This window comes from Rhizobium sp. GW821-FHT14E12 (genome assembly GCF_058803745.1).
In genome coordinates this window covers 254,050-273,076 of the sequence record NZ_JBXAPH010000001.1, presented here as the reverse complement: position 1 = coordinate 273,076, position 19,027 = coordinate 254,050, and the positions used below count along the sequence as shown (strand labels likewise).

Here is a 19,027-nt window from a genome sequence, read left to right as displayed (position 1 = left end):
GTTGACTGACAAGGTAACAACAAAAGGAGCCGACGATGGCCGAGACGAAATCCGCTTCCGCCCAATCCGCCTCAGCACAGGCACACGCAGAAACCGCCGTCGACGACCTGGCCGCGCAGATTGCAGCGCTGCGGGAGGATTTGACAAGACTTTCCCATAGCGTGGCAGCGGTCGGGCAGGGCGCAAAGTCGGTCGTCACCGAGGAGGCTCAGGAAGTAACCGAGCAGCTGCGGGAGAAGGTTCGTCAAGATCCGATCTTCATGGTCGCTGCCGCGGCCGGCATTGGTTATTTGATAGGCCTGCTCAGCCACCGCTAGCGCATGTGCGTGTAGAATCTATAAATCCGCGGGCTTAGGGCCTGCGGATGCCGTTTCCAGTTTGAATTATGAACCATGAGTCGCGCGCAGCTTCGCATCCCTGGCGACTGCGACATCTTTGCGACACCCCTGCGACATTTTGACAATCCGCCGTTGATCGCGCCTCGGCCTCTTGAATCGGACGTCCACTTATTATACGTCACGGCATTATAAGGTTGCTTATGAATAGCAGGCTTCTCATATCATGCACACATCACCGACCCTCGGCTTTCTCCTACACGACGTTGCGCGGCTTCTACGGAAGCGGTTCGAGCAGCGTGCTAAAGATTTGGGACTGACACGCTCCCAATGGCAGACGCTTGCCTATCTCTCGAACAACGAGGGCATCCATCAGGCGGGTCTTGCCGAGATATTGGAAATCGAGCCGATTACGCTGGTGCGTATCCTCGACAAGCTGGCTGATCGTGGGTTGGTTGAGCGTCGCCAGCATCCGAACGATCGCCGGAGCTGGCTGCTCTACATGCGCGATGACGCCCGGCCATTGCTCGACACCATGCGCAGCCTGGGCGACCAGACCCGCAGGGAGGCCCTGCAAGGTGTTCCCATCGAGGAACATGAGCGCCTTTATCAATTGCTTACCCTTATGAAATCGAACCTGGTTCAGGCCTGCCGTGCAACGGTGGGCGACAAAGAGACACATCATGGCTGACGCATCCTCTCCGCTTCGCGTACCCGCAAACGTAAATTCCGCAATCGAGCAGAACCAAAGCGCAGTCGCGGAGGCGCCGTCCTCAAACCCTGCGCCCGCGCCTGCAGCAGCAGGGACAGCGGCTCCGGCCACCGCTCCCGAAAAGCCGCGCAAGCGCCGCAGCCCGACGCGGCCGATCCTCTTCGCGCTGCTACCAGTCGCACTGGTTGTTGGCGGCTACTATTACGTCACGGGCGGGCAGATCATGTCCACCGACAACGCCTATGTCCAGGCGGACATGGTCGGCGTTTCGACCGATGTTTCCGGCACGGTGATCTCGATCGACGTGCATGAAAACGAAGTGGTGAAAAAGGGGCAGGTGCTTTTCCGCCTGAAGCCCGATTCGTTCCGCATTACGCTGGAAGGCGCGCAGGCGCAGCTCGGCAACGCCCGCAACCAGATCTTGAACCTGCAGGCGAGCTACAAGCAATCGCTCGCCGAGATCGCCCAGGCGCAGGCCGACATTCCCTATTACCAGAACGAATATGAGCGCCAGCAGAACCTGATCAACAGCTCGGTCGCCTCGAAGGCCGCTTACGATCAGGCCAAGCACAACCTCGATGCGGCCCAGCAGAAGGTTTCCGTTGCCCAGGCGCAGGCAGCGACCACGCTCGCCCAGCTCGGCGGCAACGCCGACCTGCCGGTCGAACAGAATCCGCTTTACCTGCAGGCCAAGGCCGCCGTCGACAACGCCCAGCGCGAGCTCGACGATACGGTCGTGCGCGCGCCCTTCGACGGCATCACCACCAATGTTCCCTCGCTGCAGGTCGGCGCCTATCTGACGGCCGCGCAGCAAGGCTTCTCGCTGGTGTCCACCACCAATATGTGGATCAATGCCAGCCCGAAGGAAACCGAGCTGACCTATGTCAAGACCGGCCAGAAGGTCACCATCTCCGTCGATGCCTATCCGGGCGTCACCTGGAAGGGCACCGTCTCCAGCATCTCGCCGGCCTCGGGCGCGAGTTTCTCGCTGCTGCCTGCGCAGAACACCACGGGCAACTGGGTGAAGGTCGTTCAGCGCATTCCGATGATCATCAGCATCAACGATACGCAGGGCAAGCCGCCGCTGCGCGTCGGCATGAGCGTCGTCGCCGGTGTCGATACCGGCCACGCCCGCGGCCTGCCGGACTCTATCGCCAGCCTGTTGGGCCAATCCCACGGTCAGGATCATGAGTAACGCTGCCGTAGCTTCCCCCGCCGGCCCCATCGCCAATCGCGGCGCCATCACCGCCTGCGTCATCCTCGCGGTCATCATGCAGGCGCTGGACACCACCATCGCCAACGTTGCCCTACCGCATATCCAGGGCGACGTTTCGGCCAGCGCCGACCAGATCAACTGGGTACTGACCTCCTATATCGTCGCCGCCGCAATCATGACGCCGCCGTCGGGCTTCCTGTCGGCCAAGTTCGGCCGCAAACGCGTGCTGCTGGTGGCGATCGCCGGATTCGTCATCGCCTCCGTGCTGTGCGGTCTGGCGCAATCGCTGAACCAGATCGTCGGCTTCCGCCTGTTGCAGGGCCTGTTCGGCGCGGCGCTCGTGCCGCTGTCCCAGGGCATCCTGCTTGACATCTACAATGTCGAGGAACGCGGCAAAGCGATGGCCCTGTTCGGCGTCTCGGTCATGGTCGGCCCGGTGCTCGGGCCTGTTATCGGTGGCTGGCTGACGGACAATATGAGCTGGCGCTGGGTGTTCTACATCAACGTGCCGATCGGCGCGCTCGCCTTCTTCGGCATCGTCGTCTATGTGACGGAAACCAAGCTCGACGCGCTCGCCAAGCTTGACATATTCGGCTTCAGCATGCTGTCGATCGGCATCGCGGCACTACAGCTTTTCCTCGACCGTGGCGAACAGCTGGACTGGTTCTATTCCGGGGAAATTATCATCGAGGCGCTGGTTTGCGTCTGCGCCTTCTATCTCTTCCTGGTGCATATGTTCACGGCGGAGAAATCCTTCGTGAACCCGCGATTGTTCCTGGACCAGAATTTCGCGGTGAGCATGCTGTTCATCTTCATCGTCGGTGTCACCTATCTCGCCTCGCTGGCGCTGATGACGCCCTATCTGCAGACGCTGATGGGCTATCCCGTCGTCACCGCCGGCATCGTCATGGGTCCGCGCGGCCTTGGCACCATGACCTGCATGTTCCTTGTGGGGCGGCTGATCGGCAAGGTGGATACACGCTGGCTACTGTTCATCGGCCTCGCGCTGACCGCCTGGGCGATGTACGACATGACCGGCTGGACGCCCGACGTCTCGCAATGGACGCTGATCTCGGTCGGCTTCGTGCAGGGTGCGGGTCTCGGCTTCCTCTTCGTGCCGCTGACGACGATCGCCTTTGCGACGCTGCCGGCGCAGATGCGCGGCGAGGGGACCGGCCTCTACAATCTCTCGCGTAATATCGGCTCCAGCGTCGGCATTTCCGTCGTCTCGATGCTGATCACCGAGAATACCCAGGTCAATCATTCGACGATCGCCGCCTATGTGACGCCGTTCAATCGTTATTTCGATGCGACGGCGGCGCAGGGCTTGAGCCCAGTAACGGCCGTCGGCCGCGCCTCGCTCGACAGCATCATCACCACACAGGCGACGATCATCGCTTATATGGACGACTTCAAGCTGCTGATGCTGATGTCGATCTTCGCTATGCCGCTGCTGATGCTTCTGCGCAAGCCAGCCGCACCGCCGGTGGTCGATCATAGCGTTGCGATGGAATAGCCGCACAGTCTTTCCAGTTTCACTGCGCGGTTACATGGCCGCCGGACACCACGCCGGCGGCCCTTTTTATTCTTTCGGGAATCGGCGACTGACAAAGCGTGAGCCGGCCGCGCCGAAGCGCCAGAGCGGATCGACATTTTTGCTGATTCCGATGCGTTTGCCTGCGACGACGGACAATGGTTCGGCCAGAGAGAATTCAAAGGGCGCAGCATCCAATGCCCTGCCATTCAGGCTGATGTCGATGCCCATCGCCTGCGTCAGCTTTCCCGGCCCGCTGCAAAGTGCCGCTATGTCGGTAGTGCCACGCCTGTGGATCATCTCCCCGATCCCGCTTTCCGGCTCCATCGCCCGGATCAGCACGGCGCTCCCGGTCGTGCAGACAAAATTCACGCACCAGTGAATGCCATAGGATCGATAGACGTAGACATGCCCCGCCGGGCCAAACATCGCCGCATTGCGCGCCGTCGGCCCGCGAAAAGCATGGGATGCCTCATCATCCGGCCGGTAAGCTTCCGTCTCCACGATACGCCCGCCAACGCCCGCAACGGTAAAGCGCGCGCCGATGAGATCAGACGCGACGACCACGGCATCGCGGGAAAAGAAGGCGGTGAGGGCCGGGCCAGCAAGCGGCGCCGGGCCGAGAGGCAGGGGTTGGTCGCTGGGCGTCATGGGCGAAGGCGGTGTCCTTTCGGATGGTCGATGCTAGAAACTACTATCGCCCGATCGTTGAAACGCCTAGCCCAATCCCTGCATCTTCAATTGGGTCACGAATTGGGCCGCACACCGCCGCGCAACCGGTTGACGCTCCGGCCCGAATAGCTGTAAAGCCAGCCCACCACATTTTCTGAAGCGTAACGCTTCGGCGACAGGAAGAGTGTCCGAGTGGTTTAAGGAACCGGTCTTGAAAACCGGCGTGCGGGAAACCGTACCGTGGGTTCGAATCCCACCTCTTCCGCCATCTCTACATTGTCCACGGCATAACAGCGCCCGCGTTCACCCGTGAAATCGCACTTGATTGTCACCGTCGATCCTGTAGACACCACCGAAGAACGCGACTGCCGTCAACTTTAGGGCGGGGTCGGGCGGCCGATTGACGTCACGCTGCTGCCACGAGATTACGTGGCCGTTCTTTTTCTTGATAAGACGAGCCATGATATGGCCATGGCTGCGCGCCCTGGGCGATGTCTCACCATGTCACGCCAGCTGTCACGCGACATTCCTCACTCGCTCCTGTAGTTAGCCTCCAACATTCGAGTTTGAGGCAAAGAGCTTTGAGGGGCGGATTAATGTCGACTTCGATTTTGACTGCTTTGACGGTATGTGCAGGTGCAATCACGGTGGCACTTATGGTGGCGCAATTGCTTCACTGATCTCAGTGTCCAGCGGCCTGGCTTTTATCTGATTTTTATTTAACCTTATCAATATCATATGTAGTCATCTACCACGATGAAGTGGCATGCGTGACGAGGCCGGCGCGAAGGCTCCGGCCTCTCATTAGGCAGCCTCGCAGCCGCCCGACAAGCTTCACTGCTCTGAGGATTGATCCCGTAACCGGAGCAGTGCGAGACCAGCCGACACCAGCATCGCCATCGTGGCCGCGTAGCCGATCAGCGGCCAGGCGGTATCTCCGCCCAGCATGGTCGTTGCCAGGGTCCCCACCGTCCCGACGATCAGGCTCTGGATGCAGAAATAGAAGGCGACGGCCGATCCGGCGATGTCGTTGAAGCCGGTGAGCGCACCGTTCGCCGAGACCGATGCGGTCAGGACGATGCCGGCTGCCATAACCCACATTGGCAAGACAAAGCTCGCGAAGGATGGCGAGCCGAAGACTTCGCCCACGCCGAGGAGAATAGCGCTGCTCAGCAACAAGCCCATCCCGCGCGCCACGCTTCCGGCAATGCCCCATCGTGCAACAAACACCTTGGCGAACCGGGTCACCATGATCATGACGACCGCGACGGTCGCGAAGGTGAGGCTGAACCGGATCTCGGAATAACCGGCCCGATCGATGAGGACACGCGGCGCCGTCGAGAAGAACACGAAGAAGGTGCCCATGGCGGCGCTGAAGGCCAAGGTGTAGGTCCAGAACGGCAGGCTGGAAAAGATCGGCATTACCGATCGGCGCTGCATTGTCTGGCTCCCGGGCCTCGTCTCATGCCATCGGAACGCGGCATTCAGCCCGGCCGGCACCGACAACGCCGCCAGGACGATGAAGATCATTCGCCAACCGAAATGATCCGCAATCAGCGCTCCCGCAATAGGCCCTAGCGCCGGCACGAAGGCCATGATCGAGCTGAACAGGCCATAGATGACGACGCCCTCTGAGCGGTCCGCATAGACGTCGCGAACGGTGGCGAAAGTCGCAACAAGCGCGGCCGAGGCTCCGACTGCCTGCAGCAGGCGGAACGTGACGAAGGGGATGGCGGTCGATGACCAAGCCGCGCCCAAAGACGCGATCGCGAAAAGGAGCGCGCCGGCGAGCAGCACCGGGCGACGTCCGATGCGATCCGAGATCGGCCCGAACAGGACCTGCCCGACGCCGAGCATCACCATGTAGAGGCTGAGCGTGAGCTGGATCACAAATGGACTTGTGCCAAGGATTCCGGGCATTGCCGGAACGACGGGAAGATAGATATCCATCGCCAGGGAGGCGAGAATGTCGAAGGGCGCCATCAGCAGCAGGGCCGCCGGCAGCGTGTGGCCCCAAATGGGGCGTGTGGTGGTCATGAGATTATATCCGCTCGAATGAGAAATATCCGGCGGCGTCTGCATGTCAGCAACTGGCTGGGTCAGGTTCGACAGAACGCCGCAACAACAAAATGCGTTGTTGCGGCTTACTTATCTGACGACTTGGCGGCTCCCATGCCGATGCTCCAAACGATAAATGGTTGATGCGGGCATTCTTTACCCGACAGACCTCGGCTTGACAATGTCCATCGCCCGGAGCCGAGAGCAGGGGCGGGAAGGGCCGCGGCGGTGTTCACGCCGCAGCCTCGGTGTCAGGCTGGCTTATGACTTGCCGCCATTTTTCTTGCACTGGCTGCGGAACTTGGAGCGTTCCTTTCCATGCAGACCCTTTGCATCGGCCTGTGCGGAGCAAGCCTTCGAAACCTCCGTCTGAGCAGGCTGTGCAGCCTTCTGCTTGGTCGTGGTTACGGTCGTTTTCGCGGTTGCCGCCGGCGCCGTGGTGGTCGTGGTGGTGGCCGGTGTGGTCGTTGTCGTCGATGGGGTCGCTGTCTGCGCCATCGCGTTTGCGCTGATCAAAGCAACAATGGCCGCAGCCGTGAACGTTCTCACAAATCGCATGATGTTTTCCTCCGTTGCCTGACGTGGGTGGGGGTATGTAATGTCAGGCTAACGGTGGAAACTTGGATCATTGTTTGAATAAAAGCAATCAACTAGCCCTTGCAGGGTTCGCCACCCCATCGACGTCACGGCTCCGCAGGACTTCATAAAAGTCGCAGCCGAGCCCTCCATTGGGTTCACGCAACAACGGCGTGTCGGGGCAGTTCGGCGTCGTGCTGCGGCCCTAAGACTAGCTTTTATTTTAATAATTCATTAACCATAACATTCGGAATTATCCGTATCCGCTCAAATCGGAACGCAAATTCGACAACATGCAATCATGATTAAAGTACCGTTAGGTGATTGGGGCGTAGCAGATATCGGCATGAGGGATATGCCAGTGCATGCCTCGGTCCTGGTAATTTGTTAAGCGGCGTGGGACAGATGAAATTCGATAATCGTGCGGTGACATACGCGACAGGTATGCGTTGGCTTGCTCTCTCCTTGATGTGCGCCACCGTTACCGCTTGCGGAACCTCGCAGCAGGTTGCGACGAAGCGTCAGCACGGCAAGGAATATTTCTCCGAGAAGGAATATGGCGTCAAGGCGAGCCCGCGGGTTGTCGCCAACGGGCCGGTCCCCAAGGGTGGCGGCCGGTTCCTGGTCGGCAATCCCTATCAGGTCAAGGGCAAGTGGTATTATCCCAAGGAAGACTACGCGTATAACAAGACCGGGATCGCCTCTTGGTATGGTTCGGCTTTCCACGGGCGACTGACCGCCAACGGCGAAGTCTACGACCAGCAGGCACTGACCGCCGCGCATCCGACCTTTCCGCTGCCGAGCTATGCGCGGGTGACCAATGTCGAAACCGGCTCTTCCATCATCGTGCGCGTCAACGATCGCGGGCCTTACCATCCCGGCCGCATCATCGACCTTTCCAACAAGACGGCGCAGCTGCTCGATCTGCAGCACAGCGGCACCGGCGACGTGCGCGTGCAATATGTCGGCCGCGCCCGCATGGATGGCCACGACGAGCCCTATCTGATGGCCTCCTACATTCCCAAGGGGTCGCGTATTCCCAGCATCAATCCCGGCGGCCAGATCGCAACGGGTGTGATGGTTGCCTCGAATGGCGGAATGACCGCCGATCAATTGCCTCCGTCGGATAGCTACGCCCGCAAGAGCCGTGAACAGCGCAGCTTCGACACCACACCGGCGCTGGCACCGATACCGCGATCCTCGCCGAATTCTGCCGTTGCCTTTGTCGGCTCCACGCCGACGAATTCCAACGCCAGCAAGCACAACAATCCGCCGCCGATGACCTGGAATGGCGGCGCCGCGCCGTCCGTCGATCCTGTCGAGCCGACGCTTGTCGTCCTGCCCATGATCGGCCCCATCCCCTATGAGCGCCCGGACTTCTCGCCGGGCATGGCCAGCCTCGGCGCGCCGTCGCTCGCCTCCACGGTTGCCGCTTACCAGGATGCGCCGGTCAAGACGGTCTATGTCAACCTCGCTTTCGATGCGGTCATGGTCCGCAATGACGGGTTGACGCAGGAATCCATCCTCTCCGCCTATCACCGCCAGCATCAAGGTCAGACGCAAGTCGATTGATCGGTGTGATTGCCTGAATCTTCACCCCTGGCTAATATGTTCGGGGGTGGTCGCATTGGGGAGCCGACATGCTAAGACGCTTTACTGTCGCGTTTTTCTTCCTTGTCGGAATTGGATGCCTGCCGGCGGTCGCGCAGCAGGCACCGCCTCCCGCTTTCGATACCAAGGCCACTCAGGCCTTCATGATTGAAGCCTCAACCGGCACGATCCTGCTTGCCAAGAACGCGGATCAACCGATTTCGCCTGCATCGCTCGCCAAACTGATGACGCTGGATGTCATCTTCGATGCGCTTAAACGGGGCGAGATCACGCTCGACACCGAATATCCGGTCTCCGAAAATGCCTGGCGCACCGGCGGGGCACCGTCGCGCACCTCGACCATGTTTGCCGCGCTGAAATCACGCGTGCGCGTTGGCGACCTGATCCAGGGCATCGCGGTGCAGCAGGCCAATGATAGCTGCATCGTCCTCGCCGAGGGGATTTCGATCAGCGAAAAGGAATTTGCCCGACGTATGACGGCGCGTGCGAGAGAGATCGGCATGCCACGCGCTGTGTTCACCAATTCGACCGGCCTGCCGAGTCCGGACAATCCGAACGGCGGCGGCAAGATCTCCGCGCGCGAGTTGGTGACGTTGGCGCAGGACCTGCAACAAAATTATCCCGATTTCTACAAATATCTCGCTCAGCCGGATTTCACCTGGAACAAGATCTTCCAGCGCAATCGCAACCCGCTATTGCCGCTGAACATCGGCGTCGATGGCCTCGGCCTCGGTTTTGCAGACGGCGAGGGCTATTCGATCGTCGCCTCCATTCAGCGCGACGGCAAGCGTCTGTTCCTGGCGCTCGGGGGCTTGAAAACGGACAAGGAACGCACCGAGGAAAGCCGGCGCGTGCTGGAATGGGGCCTCAGCAATTTCAAGAGCCAGCGCCTCTTCGCCGACGGCGAAGTGATCGGCAATGCCAGCGTCTATGGCGGGGCGCAATCCACCGTCGGGCTGCTTGCCAAGATGCCAGTCGATGTCTATGTGGCAAACGACAATCCCGATCGCCTTTCGGCCCGCATCGTCTACCGCTGGCCCCTGACGGCTCCCGTCGCCGCCGGCTATGAAGCGGGAACGCTCCGCGTCTTTTCCGGCGCGCGGCTGCTGCGCGAACTGCCGCTCTATACGAAGGATCCGGTTGCTCAGGGGACGCTCAGCCGCCGCGCGCTCGATGCCTTCCTGGAGTTGACGGAAACGCTGCTGTTTTCCTGGCTCTGGGATACGCCGACACCGACGTGATCGCTTCCCGCCTCGCGAAAACCCTGTTCACAGCCTATATAGAATGTCCGAGCTGGTGGTTTCACCCGCCTGCGTCTTGGGTTAAACAGAACACAGATCGCGCAGCGGCAGAAGAGCGTAAAACAAGTGCAGGACATGATCATTGGCTGATGCAACCGGACTGTTCGTGAGCTTCGAGGGCGGGGAAGGGGCCGGCAAATCGACCCAGATTCGCCGTCTGGCGACGTGGTTGCGCGGGCTTGGCCATGATGTGCTGGTAACGCGCGAGCCGGGCGGTTCGCCGGGAGCCGAAGCGGTACGGCATGTGCTGCTCTCGGGCGCGGCGGAAATGTTCGGCACGCGTATGGAAGCCATCCTGTTTGCCGGCGCACGCAACGATCACGTCGAGGAGATCATCCGCCCGGCGCTCGCGCGCGGCACGATCGTGCTTTGCGACCGCTTCATGGATTCCTCCCGCGTCTATCAGGGAATCACGGGTAATCTCGAACCGGATTTCATCGAAGCCCTGCAACGGGTGGCTGTCAACGGTGTCGTGCCGGACTGCACACTGATCCTCGATATACCCGCCGAACTGGGCCTGGAACGCGCCCGCAAGCGCGCGTCGGCCGACGCAGCACCAGATCGCTTCGAGAAGGAAGAATTGCAGACCCATGAGAAGCGCCGCGAAGCCTTTCTCGATATCGCCGCACGCGACCCCGACCGCTGCCATGTCGTCGATGCGCAGCGCGGAGAGGATGCCATTGCCGACGAGATCGCCGCCATTATCGAAAAGCGGTTGAGCCCGGCAAGCGAGCTGCAAACCGTCAGACCGGAAGTTGCACAATGAGCGAAGACCGGCCCGGCGTTCTGGACGGAGCAATCCCTCCGCAGGATAACACCCGTCTTTTCGGCCACGAGGAGGCCGAGGCTTTTCTGGCGCAATCCTATCGGTCCGGCAAGGGCCACCATGCCGTGCTGATCGAAGGGCCGGAGGGCATCGGCAAGGCAACGCTCGCCTTCCGCTTTGCCAACCATGTGCTCTCGCATCCCGATCCCGCCAGTGCGCCTGAGGCGATTAGCGATCCGGATCAAGCCTCCGCCGTCAGCCGGCAGATTTCCGGCGGCGCCTCGCACAATCTGCTGCATCTCGCCCGTCCGGTCGACGAGAAGAGCGGCAAGGTGAAATCGGCGATTACCGTCGACGAGGTGCGCCGCGCCGGCAAATTCTTTTCGCAGACCTCCGGCACCGATAACTGGCGCGTCGTCATCATCGATCCCGCCGACGACCTTAACCGCAATGCCGCCAACGCCATCTTAAAAATCCTCGAGGAGCCGCCGAAGCGGGCGTTGTTCCTGGTGTTGTCGCACGCACCGGGCAAGCTTTTGCCGACCATTCGTTCGCGCTGCCTGCCGTTGAAGCTGGCACCGCTGAGCGATGATGCCTTGAGCAACGCGCTTGCGCATCTTGGTATCGGCCTGCAGCCAGGGCAGGGCGCGGACCTGCTGGCGGCGGCCAAGGGCAGTGTCAACGAGGCGCTGAAGTTGCTGAATTACGGTGGTGGCGAAATCGTCGCTGCGTATGAGCAAGTGATTTCGGCCGAAGGGCCTGCCGCGCGCCGGGCGATGCATCGCCTCGCCGATGCGCTGTCGGCCAAGGAAAGCGAGACGATCTTCGGTTTCTTCGTATCCCACATCGGCGACGACATCATGGCCCGGGCGAGGGCGGCCGCGCTGGAGGGGCATCTGACGGTGGCGGAAAGGCTTGCCCGCCTCTATTCCGACGTCACCGAGCGGCTCACCGTGTCGCTGGCCTATAATCTCGACCGCAAGCAGACCATCATCACCGTACTCAGCGAATTGAAGCAGCAGCTTTCCTATTAAGGGAAGATCAGCTTCACGGCGACGACCATCAGCGTGACGGCCAGAACGATGCGGATCAGGCGCTCGTGCAGACGCGGCGCCAGCAGGCTGCCGGCGACAATGCCGGGAATCGACCCGACAAGCAGCGCAAACAGCATCGTCCAATTGATCTCGCCGATGAACCAATAGCCCATTCCGCCGATCAGGGTCAGCGGTACGGCATGGACGATATCCGAGCCGACGATCTCGCGGACATCAAGGTTCGGATAGAGCACCAGGAGCACGGTGACTCCGAGCGCGCCGGCGCCGACCGATGTCATGGTGACGAGCGTGCCGAGCACAAGGCCGAGGACCAACGTCAGCAGAGCGATGGTGCGCGGCGCCAGCATTCCGCGCTCGCCCCGCCATTTGCGCATGGCGTTCAACACCTGTCCGCGACAGAGCAGCATCAGCGCCGTCAGCAGCAGAAGACAGCCAAGCGACAGGGTGATCGCATGCGCAACCTCCGGGCTCTCGCGGTTTACGCCGGCCATGAACCACAACATTGCGAGCGCGGCCGGTACGCTGCCGGAGGCGAGCAGACCGACGACTCTCCAATTCACCCGCCCATGCATGCCGTGCACGGCCGTTCCCGCCGTCTTGGTGATCGCGGCATAGAGGAGATCGGTGCCGACGGCCGTGGCCGGATGCACGCCGAACAGCAGGACCAGCAAGGGCGTCATCAACGAACCGCCGCCAACGCCGGTAATGCCCACCAGCATGCCGACGAAGAAACCGGAAAAGGAATAAAGGGGTTGAAATGTTGCTGGAAAACTCAAAACCACGGCCTTTTCGAGCCGTTGAACAGGCTGCCAAAAATGAAAATGGAATTCACGGTGATTTCTGTCCTGCCCTTCGGTTTTCCGCAGGGGTAAAGCCGGGTCGGGACCCTGTCAAGCAAAGCACGTTCGGAGCCAAGGAATGCTGCAGGCGCGAAACTTGGTGTTTCGCTCCCCGCAAACATGCGCTAAAGCGAGCATGAGCAAGAATAACAATGATGAAACCGTAAAGCGGACCATTGCCTGATATGACCGAAAAGACCCCGTTCTACATCACCACCGCGATCGCCTATCCCAACGGCAAGCCGCATATCGGCCATGCCTATGAGCTGATTGCCACCGACGCCATGGCACGTTTCCAGCGGCTGGATGGGCGCGACGTTTTCTTCCTGACGGGTACGGACGAACACGGCCAGAAGATGCAGCAGACGGCGCGCGGCGAGGGTCTGTCTCCGCAGGAGCTCGCCGACCGCAATTCAGCCGAGTTCCAGGCGATGGGCAAGCTGCTCAATTCGTCGAACGACGACTATATCCGCACGACGGAAGAACGCCACCACGAGACCTCGCGGAACATCTGGAACCTGATGGCCGATGCCGGCGACATCTATAAGGATTCCTATGCCGGCTGGTATTCGGTGCGCGACGAAGCCTATTACCAGGAAAACGAAACGGAGCTGCGCGCCGACGGCGTGCGCTACGGACCGCAGGGCACGCCGGTCGAGTGGGTGCAGGAGGAAAGCTATTTCTTCAAGCTCTCGGAATATCAGGACCGCCTGCTGAAGCTCTACGAGGAAAACCCCGATTTCGTCGGCCCGACCGAGCGCCGCAACGAGGTGATTTCCTTCGTCAAGTCTGGCCTCAAGGATCTGTCGATCTCGCGCACGACGTTCGACTGGGGCATCAAGGTGCCGAACGATCCGGCGCATGTCATGTATGTCTGGGTCGATGCGCTGACGAACTACATCACGGCGACCGGCTATATCGAGGACAGGAACAATCCGCGCGCGAAATACTGGCCGGCCGATGTGCACATCATCGGCAAGGACATCATCCGCTTCCACGCCGTCTATTGGCCGGCTTTTCTGATGTCGGCGAAGTTGCCGCTGCCGAAGCGTGTCTTTGCCCATGGCTTCCTGCTCAACAAGGGCGAGAAGATGTCGAAGTCGCTCGGCAACGTTGTCGATCCGGTCAATCTGGTGAACCATTTTGGCCTCGATCAGGTACGCTATTTCTTCCTGCGTGAAGTCTCCTTCGGCCAGGATGGCAGCTACAGCGAGGAGGCGATCGGCACGCGCATCAATTCCGATCTCGCCAACGGCATCGGCAACCTCGCTAGCCGCTCGCTGTCGATGATCGTCAAGAATTGCGACGGCAAGATCCCGGAATGCGGGGAGCTGACGGAAGAAGACAAGGCGCTTCTGGCACAAGCCGATGCGCTGCTGGCCTCCACACGCGAGGATATGAACAAGCAGGCGCTTCACCGTGCGCTCGCCTCGATCATCGCCGTCGTCTCCGAAAGCGACCGCTATTTCGCCGGCCAGGAACCCTGGGCGCTGAAGAAGACCGACCCGGCTCGCATGGCGACCGTGCTCTACGTCACGGCCGATGTCGTCCGCCAGATCGGCATTCTGCTGCAGCCCTTCATGCCGGATTCCTCTACCAAGCTGCTGGATCTGATCGCCATTCCCTCAGACAAACGCGACTTCGCCGCCCTCGGCGAGGCTGGCCGTCTTGTCCCCGGAACACCGCTGGAAGCGCCGAAGCCTGTCTTCCCGCGCTACGTGGCGCCGACAGTCGAATAAGGTTTGCCATGCTGATCGATACGCATTGCCATCTGGACTTTGCCGATTTCGCGGAGGAACGCGATGTGATCGTCGCACGCGCCCATGAAGTCGGCGTCAAGCAGATGGTCACCATCTCGACCAAGGTCCGAAAGCTCGATGGATTGCTGGCGATCACCGAGCGGTATCCATCCGTATTCTGTTCGGTCGGCACGCATCCGAACAGTGCCGATCAGGAGCTTGATATCCAGACCGAGGATCTTGTGCGGCTGGCAAACCAGCATAAGAAGATCGTCGCCATCGGCGAGGCGGGGCTCGACTATTTCTACGACACGGTGAAGCCTGAAGATCAGAAGACCGGCTTCCTGCGCCATATCGCAGCCGCGCGCGAAACGCAGCTGCCGCTGGTCATTCATAGCCGTAGCGCCGACGAAGACATGGCCGCGATCCTGACCGAGGAAACAGGGAAGGGGGCCTTCCCCTTCATCCTGCATTGCTTCTCCGCCGGCCCGGCCCTCGCCCGTACCTGCGTCGAAATCGGCGGCTATATCTCCTTTTCCGGCATCCTGACTTTTCCGAAATCCGAGGAACTGCGCGACATCGCCAAGACGATCCCGCACGACCGGCTTCTAGTCGAGACCGATGCGCCGTATCTCGCGCCGAAACGTTGGCGCGGCAAGCGCAACGAGCCGTCCTATGTCGTCAACACCGCCGAGGTGCTGGCCGACACGATCGGCGTCAGCATGGATGAGATCTCAGCGATCACCACCGAGAACGCATTTCGCTGTTTCTCCCGGATGACGAGGGTCTGACGGCGTGACACACCGGCGGCGCTTCACCATATTGGGCTGTTCGTCGTCGCCGGGCGTGCCGCGCATTACCGGCGATTGGGGCGCTTGCGACCCGAAGAACTCCAAAAACCGTCGCACGCGCTCGGCCTTCATGGTCGAGCAGATCGCCGCAGATGGCGGCGTTACCACCGTCGTCATCGACACCGGCCCGGATTTTCGCGAACAGATGATCCGCGCCGGCGTGGGTTCGATCGAGGCCGTGCTCTATACGCACGCGCATGCCGATCATATTCACGGCCTCGACGATCTGCGCGGCTTCTTCCACAATGCCCATGAACGCATTCCGATCTACGCGGATCAGCCGACCATGGACCGTATCCGCGAAGGTTTTGGCTATTGCCTGGAAACGCCGCCGGGCAGCAGCTATCCGCCGATCGTCAGGCCGGTCATCATCGAAAGCCTCGACAAGAGCTTTACGATCGAAGGGCCGGGCGGTCCGATCAGCTTCTGGCCACACAAGCAGCAGCATGGCGACATCCACTCGCTTGGCTTTCGTATCGGCAAGCTTGCTTATTGCAGCGATATCAGCGACTTCCCGGCGGAATCTGTCGAGAAGGTACAAAATCTCGACATCTTGATCATCGACGCCTTGCAATATCGATCACATCCAAGCCATCTTTCGCTGGAGCAATCGCTCGCCTGGATCGAACGCTTGCAGCCGAAGCATGCGATCCTGACCCATATGCACACACCGCTCGACTACGAGACCGTGCTTGCGGAAACGCCAGATAATGTCGAACCGGCCTACGACCAGATGCGTATTGAGCTCGATGTAGAGGATGATGATCTATGAGCGAGGATAGCAGGAAGCTTTCAAGCCTGGAGCGCGTCGAGCAGGCCGCTCGCGATCTCGGCCTCGACATCGCCATCAAGCGCATGGAGCAATCGACCCGCACGGCTGAGGAAGCCGCCAATGCGGCCGGCTGCGCCGTCGGCCAGATCGTCAAATCGCTGGTCTTCGTCAATGCGGACACCAATGGCCTGACGCTGCTTCTCGTTTCCGGCGCCCACAATGCCGATACGGCATATATCGCAGCCACTTACGGCCTGCGCCTAAAGCGCGCCGACATCGACCGCGTCCGCGACGAAACCGGCTTCGCCATCGGCGGCGTCGGCCCGATCGGCCACCGCGTCAACCTGCCGGTCTTCGTCGACGAAAGTCTGCTGAGCTACGATCAGGTCTGGTGTGCGGCGGGACGGCCAGACAGTATTTTTGCTTGCAATCCGAAGGTCTTGGCAGAGAAGATCGGGGCCAAGGTGATACGGGTGAAGGCAGGCTGAGCCTACAAGCGGGCGAGGGCCGCGTCGATACCATCCATCACGTCCTGTGCCAGCGGGCCTTTCTGCAATGCCCCGGCATTTTCTTCCACCTGTGCAACAGTCCGGAAGCCGGGTATCGGCAATGTGCGGCTAGAACGTGCCCAGAGCCAGGCAAGTGCGCCCTGCGTTAGCGTCCGTCCATCCGCCGTCAGCAGATTTCGCACGGCATCCAGCCGTGTTGCAAATTCCGGCGCGATTTTGCCATCCTTGAAATAGACCATCCAATCAAGACTCGCGCCGCGCACATCGTTTGCGCCAACGGTCTTGTCAATTGTGAACTTGCCACTGAGAAGTCCCATAGCCAGCGGGCCGCGATTGATAGAGATCAGGCCATTCTTTTCGATTACATCGATCATGTCAGGAACCGGCTCGAAGACGTTCATCGTGTGCTGGACGGAGACGAAACCCGTCCGTGCGGCATGCCTGGCTGCGCGATCGGCGTAATCGGTGCTCCAACCGAACGCATCGATCTTGCCTTCGGCTTTCAGGATCTCAAGCGTCTCGAAGACCTCGTCGGATGCCTCCAGCGGAAAGTCGTTCAGGTGAAACTGCAGCAGATCCAGCCGCTCGCGCTTCAGCCGCTTCAGTGACGTCTCGGCAGATTGGCGAATGAAAGCGGGATCGGCGAAGGCTCCCGTCGCCTGCTTGCTTGCCTCGTCGGTTGCAAAACCGAACTTCGTGGCGATGACAATATCGTCGCGATTGCCAATCGCACGGCCAACCACCTTTTCGGAATGTCCTGCACCATAGTTCGAAGCCGTATCGAAGAAACGGATGCCGAGATCGACGGCGCGATGGATAGCTCGGATCGACTCATCGTCGTCGACCTCTCCCCAGCCAAGTGGCACATCACCTGCGTAGAACGGGCCACCGATCGCCCAACAACCCATGCCGAGCCGCGGAATCTCGTGCCCATTCCAAAGACTAATCGTCGTGGCCTTATCAGGTTTCGTCAGCATCACATCCTCCTCGATCATCTGTTGTTGAATACGAAATAGGGATGACCGAGCGGACTGTATACCGCCAAATCCGCAGCATATCTTTCACCGGTGAAAAACGCCGTTCACGATTGCCGCCGGTGTTCTGCGCGAGCCGCTGCCGACATTCCTGTTGCTGGTGACCACGAGCTTGGTTTAGCGTTCTGGGAATATGTTTGTTCGCGGTAACGCGGCATATCGGATATGAGTTTAGTTCCATAATCTATCTTATGTGATATTTGTATTTGGCTGGGTACATTCTATTTCCAAGTGCGACGTGCCAATGAAACGCACCCACCTACTTCTAGCCCCAGCCGTCACGCAGACCGCCTCCATCGTTCGCCACATGCTTTTCTTATCACGGCTGATATGCCAACCTGCCGCAAGTTTGCAGCATAGACTTTCGGGCGGATACGATTTGCTTTGGAACGTATTTCAACGGTCGCTTCAGGTCGCGATTTTTCTCGTGGCTTGCATCGGCGCTGCATCGGCGGCGGAGCGAACGATATATCTGACATTCGATGACGGTCCGCTGCTCGGCACGGAGAATATCCTTTCCACGCTGAAACAGGAAAATGTTCCCGCCGTTATGTTCATGGTCGGGCAGCACGTCGAAAGCAATCCGCAGGGCCGCGCGTTATTGACCGAGGCCAAAGCCCTGCCGCTCGTCACGGTGGGAAATCACAGCTATAGCCATGCCAACAATCACTATCGACACTACTACTCAAACACCGATGCCGTGGTCGCTGACATGCTTCGTGCCAATGGCGTTCTTGATTTGACACCGAAGGTTGACGCCCGCCTGCCGGGACGCAATGTCTTTCGGCTTCGCAATGTTTCCAGCGAGGATATGTCCCTCAATGTCGCCGAGTGGCAGCGCGAGTGGCTGGACTATGAACTCGTCGCCGAAGCCGGATTCTACCTCTATGGCTGGGATTTCGAGTGGGTTCACAGCAATGACGGCAAACCCGTCCAGTCCGTCGATCACCTCGTCGGGGAGATTGATCATCTATTTGCGTATGGCAAGTTCGTGCGACCAGGTAAAATGATCCTGCTCATGCACGATGAGATGTTTCAGGACAAGTTCGATGGCACGCGGAATCTGAAGGCGCTGATCGATGCGCTTAGACAACGTGGTTATGCCTTCGGCGATATCAGCAACTACGACCAATAGCACCCGCTGCGCCGTGCTACCCCCAAAACCATGACTTATTGACCTCGGCTTTTGCCTCCGCACGCGTCACGCCGATGTCCAGAAGCTGAGTGTCGGAGAGCTCCGAGAGGTCTCTTCGGGTCTCGCGTTTTTCCAGATAGCAGACGAGCGTGGTCAGCGCGCACCGCGCGATGCCCATCACCCCGTTCCAGTCCCTTCCCGGCCCTATTGCAATCGGGTTTTCAACGTCGGTTGTCATCGCATAAGCTCCTGATCTGCCATGCAGCCGATAAAACGCCGGGCTGCTTTTGGGTATGCCCATAAAATGCACTG

19 protein-coding genes and 1 tRNA gene are annotated in these 19,027 nt (G+C 60.1%); 14 read left to right on the top strand and 6 right to left on the bottom strand.

Annotation, left to right across the window (positions count from 1 at the left end; genetic code table 11):
* The first annotated feature begins 35 nt into the window (after window positions 1-35).
* From AC1RO0_RS01380 to AC1RO0_RS01365, 4 genes are all read left to right on the top strand, one after another.
* Window positions 36-317 carry a hypothetical protein gene (locus AC1RO0_RS01380; protein WP_498591181.1) on the top strand — a complete coding sequence of 94 codons (282 nt, stop codon included), beginning with the start codon at window positions 36-38 and terminating at the stop codon, window positions 315-317.
* Between the two features lie 244 nt (window positions 318-561).
* Complete coding sequence (locus AC1RO0_RS01375; RefSeq protein ID WP_498591180.1) at window positions 562-1,026, top strand: MarR family winged helix-turn-helix transcriptional regulator; 465 nt, start codon at window positions 562-564, stop codon at window positions 1,024-1,026.
* Entirely contained in the window at window positions 1,019-2,242 is a 1,224-nt protein-coding gene (locus tag AC1RO0_RS01370) for an HlyD family secretion protein (RefSeq protein ID WP_498591179.1), read from the top strand. Before AC1RO0_RS01375 ends, AC1RO0_RS01370 begins: the two co-directional genes overlap by 8 nt.
* Window positions 2,235-3,779: a DHA2 family efflux MFS transporter permease subunit gene (locus AC1RO0_RS01365; RefSeq protein WP_498591178.1), complete on the top strand. Its 1,545-nt coding sequence runs from the start codon at window positions 2,235-2,237 to the stop codon at window positions 3,777-3,779. Before AC1RO0_RS01370 ends, AC1RO0_RS01365 begins: the two co-directional genes overlap by 8 nt.
* Before the next feature lie 66 nt (window positions 3,780-3,845).
* Here AC1RO0_RS01365 and AC1RO0_RS01360 read toward each other — a convergent pair whose 3' ends face one another.
* Entirely contained in the window at window positions 3,846-4,448 is a 603-nt protein-coding gene (locus AC1RO0_RS01360) for a DNA-3-methyladenine glycosylase (RefSeq protein ID WP_498591177.1), read from the bottom strand.
* A gap of 199 nt (window positions 4,449-4,647) precedes the next feature.
* Here AC1RO0_RS01360 and AC1RO0_RS01355 point away from each other — a divergent pair.
* Window positions 4,648-4,737: transfer RNA gene (locus AC1RO0_RS01355), tRNA-Ser, on the top strand.
* A gap of 566 nt (window positions 4,738-5,303) precedes the next feature.
* On the opposite strand, the gene cml is transcribed toward AC1RO0_RS01355, so the two are convergent.
* Both cml and AC1RO0_RS01345 read right to left on the bottom strand, forming a co-directional pair.
* Complete coding sequence (cml, locus tag AC1RO0_RS01350) at window positions 5,304-6,506, bottom strand: CmlA/FloR family chloramphenicol efflux MFS transporter (RefSeq protein ID WP_498591176.1); 1,203 nt, start codon at window positions 6,504-6,506, stop codon at window positions 5,304-5,306.
* 282 nt (window positions 6,507-6,788) lie between these two features.
* Entirely contained in the window at window positions 6,789-7,085 is a 297-nt protein-coding gene (locus AC1RO0_RS01345; protein ID WP_498591175.1) for a PsiF family protein, read from the bottom strand.
* A 423-nt stretch (window positions 7,086-7,508) separates the two neighbouring features.
* On the opposite strand from AC1RO0_RS01345, the gene AC1RO0_RS01340 reads away from it, so the two are divergent.
* The 4 genes from AC1RO0_RS01340 (at window position 7,509) to AC1RO0_RS01325 (ending at window position 11,815) form a co-directional block, all read left to right on the top strand.
* Window positions 7,509-8,675, top strand: a complete 1,167-nt coding sequence (locus tag AC1RO0_RS01340) for a septal ring lytic transglycosylase RlpA family protein (RefSeq protein ID WP_498591174.1) — start codon at window positions 7,509-7,511, stop codon at window positions 8,673-8,675.
* A 68-nt stretch (window positions 8,676-8,743) separates the two neighbouring features.
* Entirely contained in the window at window positions 8,744-9,955 is a 1,212-nt protein-coding gene (locus AC1RO0_RS01335) for a D-alanyl-D-alanine carboxypeptidase family protein (RefSeq protein ID WP_498591173.1), read from the top strand.
* A gap of 142 nt (window positions 9,956-10,097) precedes the next feature.
* Window positions 10,098-10,781: a dTMP kinase gene (gene tmk, locus AC1RO0_RS01330; RefSeq protein ID WP_498591172.1), complete on the top strand. Its 684-nt coding sequence runs from the start codon at window positions 10,098-10,100 to the stop codon at window positions 10,779-10,781.
* Window positions 10,778-11,815: a DNA polymerase III subunit delta' gene (locus AC1RO0_RS01325; RefSeq protein ID WP_498591171.1), complete on the top strand. Its 1,038-nt coding sequence runs from the start codon at window positions 10,778-10,780 to the stop codon at window positions 11,813-11,815. The genes tmk and AC1RO0_RS01325 overlap by 4 nt, the downstream gene beginning before the upstream one ends.
* Here AC1RO0_RS01325 and AC1RO0_RS01320 read toward each other — a convergent pair.
* Entirely contained in the window at window positions 11,812-12,612 is an 801-nt protein-coding gene (locus tag AC1RO0_RS01320; RefSeq protein ID WP_498591170.1) for a sulfite exporter TauE/SafE family protein, read from the bottom strand. The two genes, AC1RO0_RS01325 and AC1RO0_RS01320, sit on opposite strands and share 4 nt — an antisense overlap.
* A 248-nt stretch (window positions 12,613-12,860) precedes the next feature.
* Between AC1RO0_RS01320 and metG the strand changes: the two genes are divergently transcribed.
* The 4 genes from metG to AC1RO0_RS01300 are packed head-to-tail and all read left to right on the top strand — an operon-like array spanning window position 12,861 to window position 16,525.
* Complete coding sequence (gene metG, locus AC1RO0_RS01315) at window positions 12,861-14,414, top strand: methionine--tRNA ligase (protein WP_498591169.1); 1,554 nt, start codon at window positions 12,861-12,863, stop codon at window positions 14,412-14,414.
* Between the two features lie 8 nt (window positions 14,415-14,422).
* A complete protein-coding gene (locus tag AC1RO0_RS01310; RefSeq protein ID WP_498591168.1) occupies window positions 14,423-15,205 on the top strand; it encodes a TatD family hydrolase in 783 nt (260 codons plus the stop codon).
* A gap of 4 nt (window positions 15,206-15,209) precedes the next feature.
* Window positions 15,210-16,037, top strand: a complete 828-nt coding sequence (locus tag AC1RO0_RS01305) for an MBL fold metallo-hydrolase (protein WP_498591167.1) — start codon at window positions 15,210-15,212, stop codon at window positions 16,035-16,037.
* Complete coding sequence (locus AC1RO0_RS01300; protein WP_498591166.1) at window positions 16,034-16,525, top strand: YbaK/EbsC family protein; 492 nt, start codon at window positions 16,034-16,036, stop codon at window positions 16,523-16,525. The genes AC1RO0_RS01305 and AC1RO0_RS01300 overlap by 4 nt, the downstream gene beginning before the upstream one ends.
* Window positions 16,526-16,527: 2 nt before the next feature.
* Here the strand turns inward: AC1RO0_RS01300 and AC1RO0_RS01295 are convergent, their stop codons facing one another.
* Window positions 16,528-17,523 carry an aldo/keto reductase gene (locus AC1RO0_RS01295; RefSeq protein ID WP_498591165.1) on the bottom strand — a complete coding sequence of 332 codons (996 nt, stop codon included), beginning with the start codon at window positions 17,521-17,523 and terminating at the stop codon, window positions 16,528-16,530.
* Window positions 17,524-17,824: 301 nt separating this feature from the next.
* On the opposite strand from AC1RO0_RS01295, the gene AC1RO0_RS01290 reads away from it, so the two are divergent.
* The gene (locus AC1RO0_RS01290) at window positions 17,825-18,715 is read left to right on the top strand and encodes a polysaccharide deacetylase family protein (protein ID WP_498591164.1); all 891 of its coding nucleotides are present in this window, start codon (window positions 17,825-17,827) and stop codon (window positions 18,713-18,715) included.
* Window positions 18,716-18,731: 16 nt separating this feature from the next.
* Here the strand turns inward: AC1RO0_RS01290 and AC1RO0_RS01285 are convergent, their stop codons facing one another.
* Window positions 18,732-18,953: a DUF1127 domain-containing protein gene (locus AC1RO0_RS01285; protein ID WP_498591163.1), complete on the bottom strand. Its 222-nt coding sequence runs from the start codon at window positions 18,951-18,953 to the stop codon at window positions 18,732-18,734.
* Window positions 18,954-19,027: the final 74 nt, after the last annotated feature.

Excerpts from the sequence above, each read along its gene's own strand:
- AC1RO0_RS01300 (WP_498591166.1), top strand. The coding sequence starts at position 16,034 with ATGAGCGAGGATAGCAGGAAGCTTTCAAGCCTGGAGCGCGTCGAGCAG.
- AC1RO0_RS01325 (WP_498591171.1), top strand. The coding sequence starts at position 10,778 with ATGAGCGAAGACCGGCCCGGCGTTCTGGACGGAGCAATCCCTCCGCAG.
- AC1RO0_RS01335 (WP_498591173.1), top strand. The coding sequence starts at position 8,744 with ATGCTAAGACGCTTTACTGTCGCGTTTTTCTTCCTTGTCGGAATTGGA.
- cml (WP_498591176.1), bottom strand. The coding sequence starts at position 6,506 with ATGACCACCACACGCCCCATTTGGGGCCACACGCTGCCGGCGGCCCTG.
- AC1RO0_RS01380 (WP_498591181.1), top strand. The coding sequence starts at position 36 with ATGGCCGAGACGAAATCCGCTTCCGCCCAATCCGCCTCAGCACAGGCA.
- AC1RO0_RS01290 (WP_498591164.1), top strand. The coding sequence starts at position 17,825 with ATGAAACGCACCCACCTACTTCTAGCCCCAGCCGTCACGCAGACCGCC.
- AC1RO0_RS01310 (WP_498591168.1), top strand. The coding sequence starts at position 14,423 with ATGCTGATCGATACGCATTGCCATCTGGACTTTGCCGATTTCGCGGAG.
- AC1RO0_RS01295 (WP_498591165.1), bottom strand. The coding sequence starts at position 17,523 with ATGCTGACGAAACCTGATAAGGCCACGACGATTAGTCTTTGGAATGGG.
- AC1RO0_RS01370 (WP_498591179.1), top strand. The coding sequence starts at position 1,019 with ATGGCTGACGCATCCTCTCCGCTTCGCGTACCCGCAAACGTAAATTCC.
- AC1RO0_RS01365 (WP_498591178.1), top strand. The coding sequence starts at position 2,235 with ATGAGTAACGCTGCCGTAGCTTCCCCCGCCGGCCCCATCGCCAATCGC.
- metG (WP_498591169.1), top strand. The coding sequence starts at position 12,861 with ATGACCGAAAAGACCCCGTTCTACATCACCACCGCGATCGCCTATCCC.
- AC1RO0_RS01360 (WP_498591177.1), bottom strand. The coding sequence starts at position 4,448 with ATGACGCCCAGCGACCAACCCCTGCCTCTCGGCCCGGCGCCGCTTGCT.
- AC1RO0_RS01340 (WP_498591174.1), top strand. The coding sequence starts at position 7,509 with ATGAAATTCGATAATCGTGCGGTGACATACGCGACAGGTATGCGTTGG.
- AC1RO0_RS01345 (WP_498591175.1), bottom strand. The coding sequence starts at position 7,085 with ATGCGATTTGTGAGAACGTTCACGGCTGCGGCCATTGTTGCTTTGATC.
- AC1RO0_RS01285 (WP_498591163.1), bottom strand. The coding sequence starts at position 18,953 with ATGACAACCGACGTTGAAAACCCGATTGCAATAGGGCCGGGAAGGGAC.
- AC1RO0_RS01375 (WP_498591180.1), top strand. The coding sequence starts at position 562 with ATGCACACATCACCGACCCTCGGCTTTCTCCTACACGACGTTGCGCGG.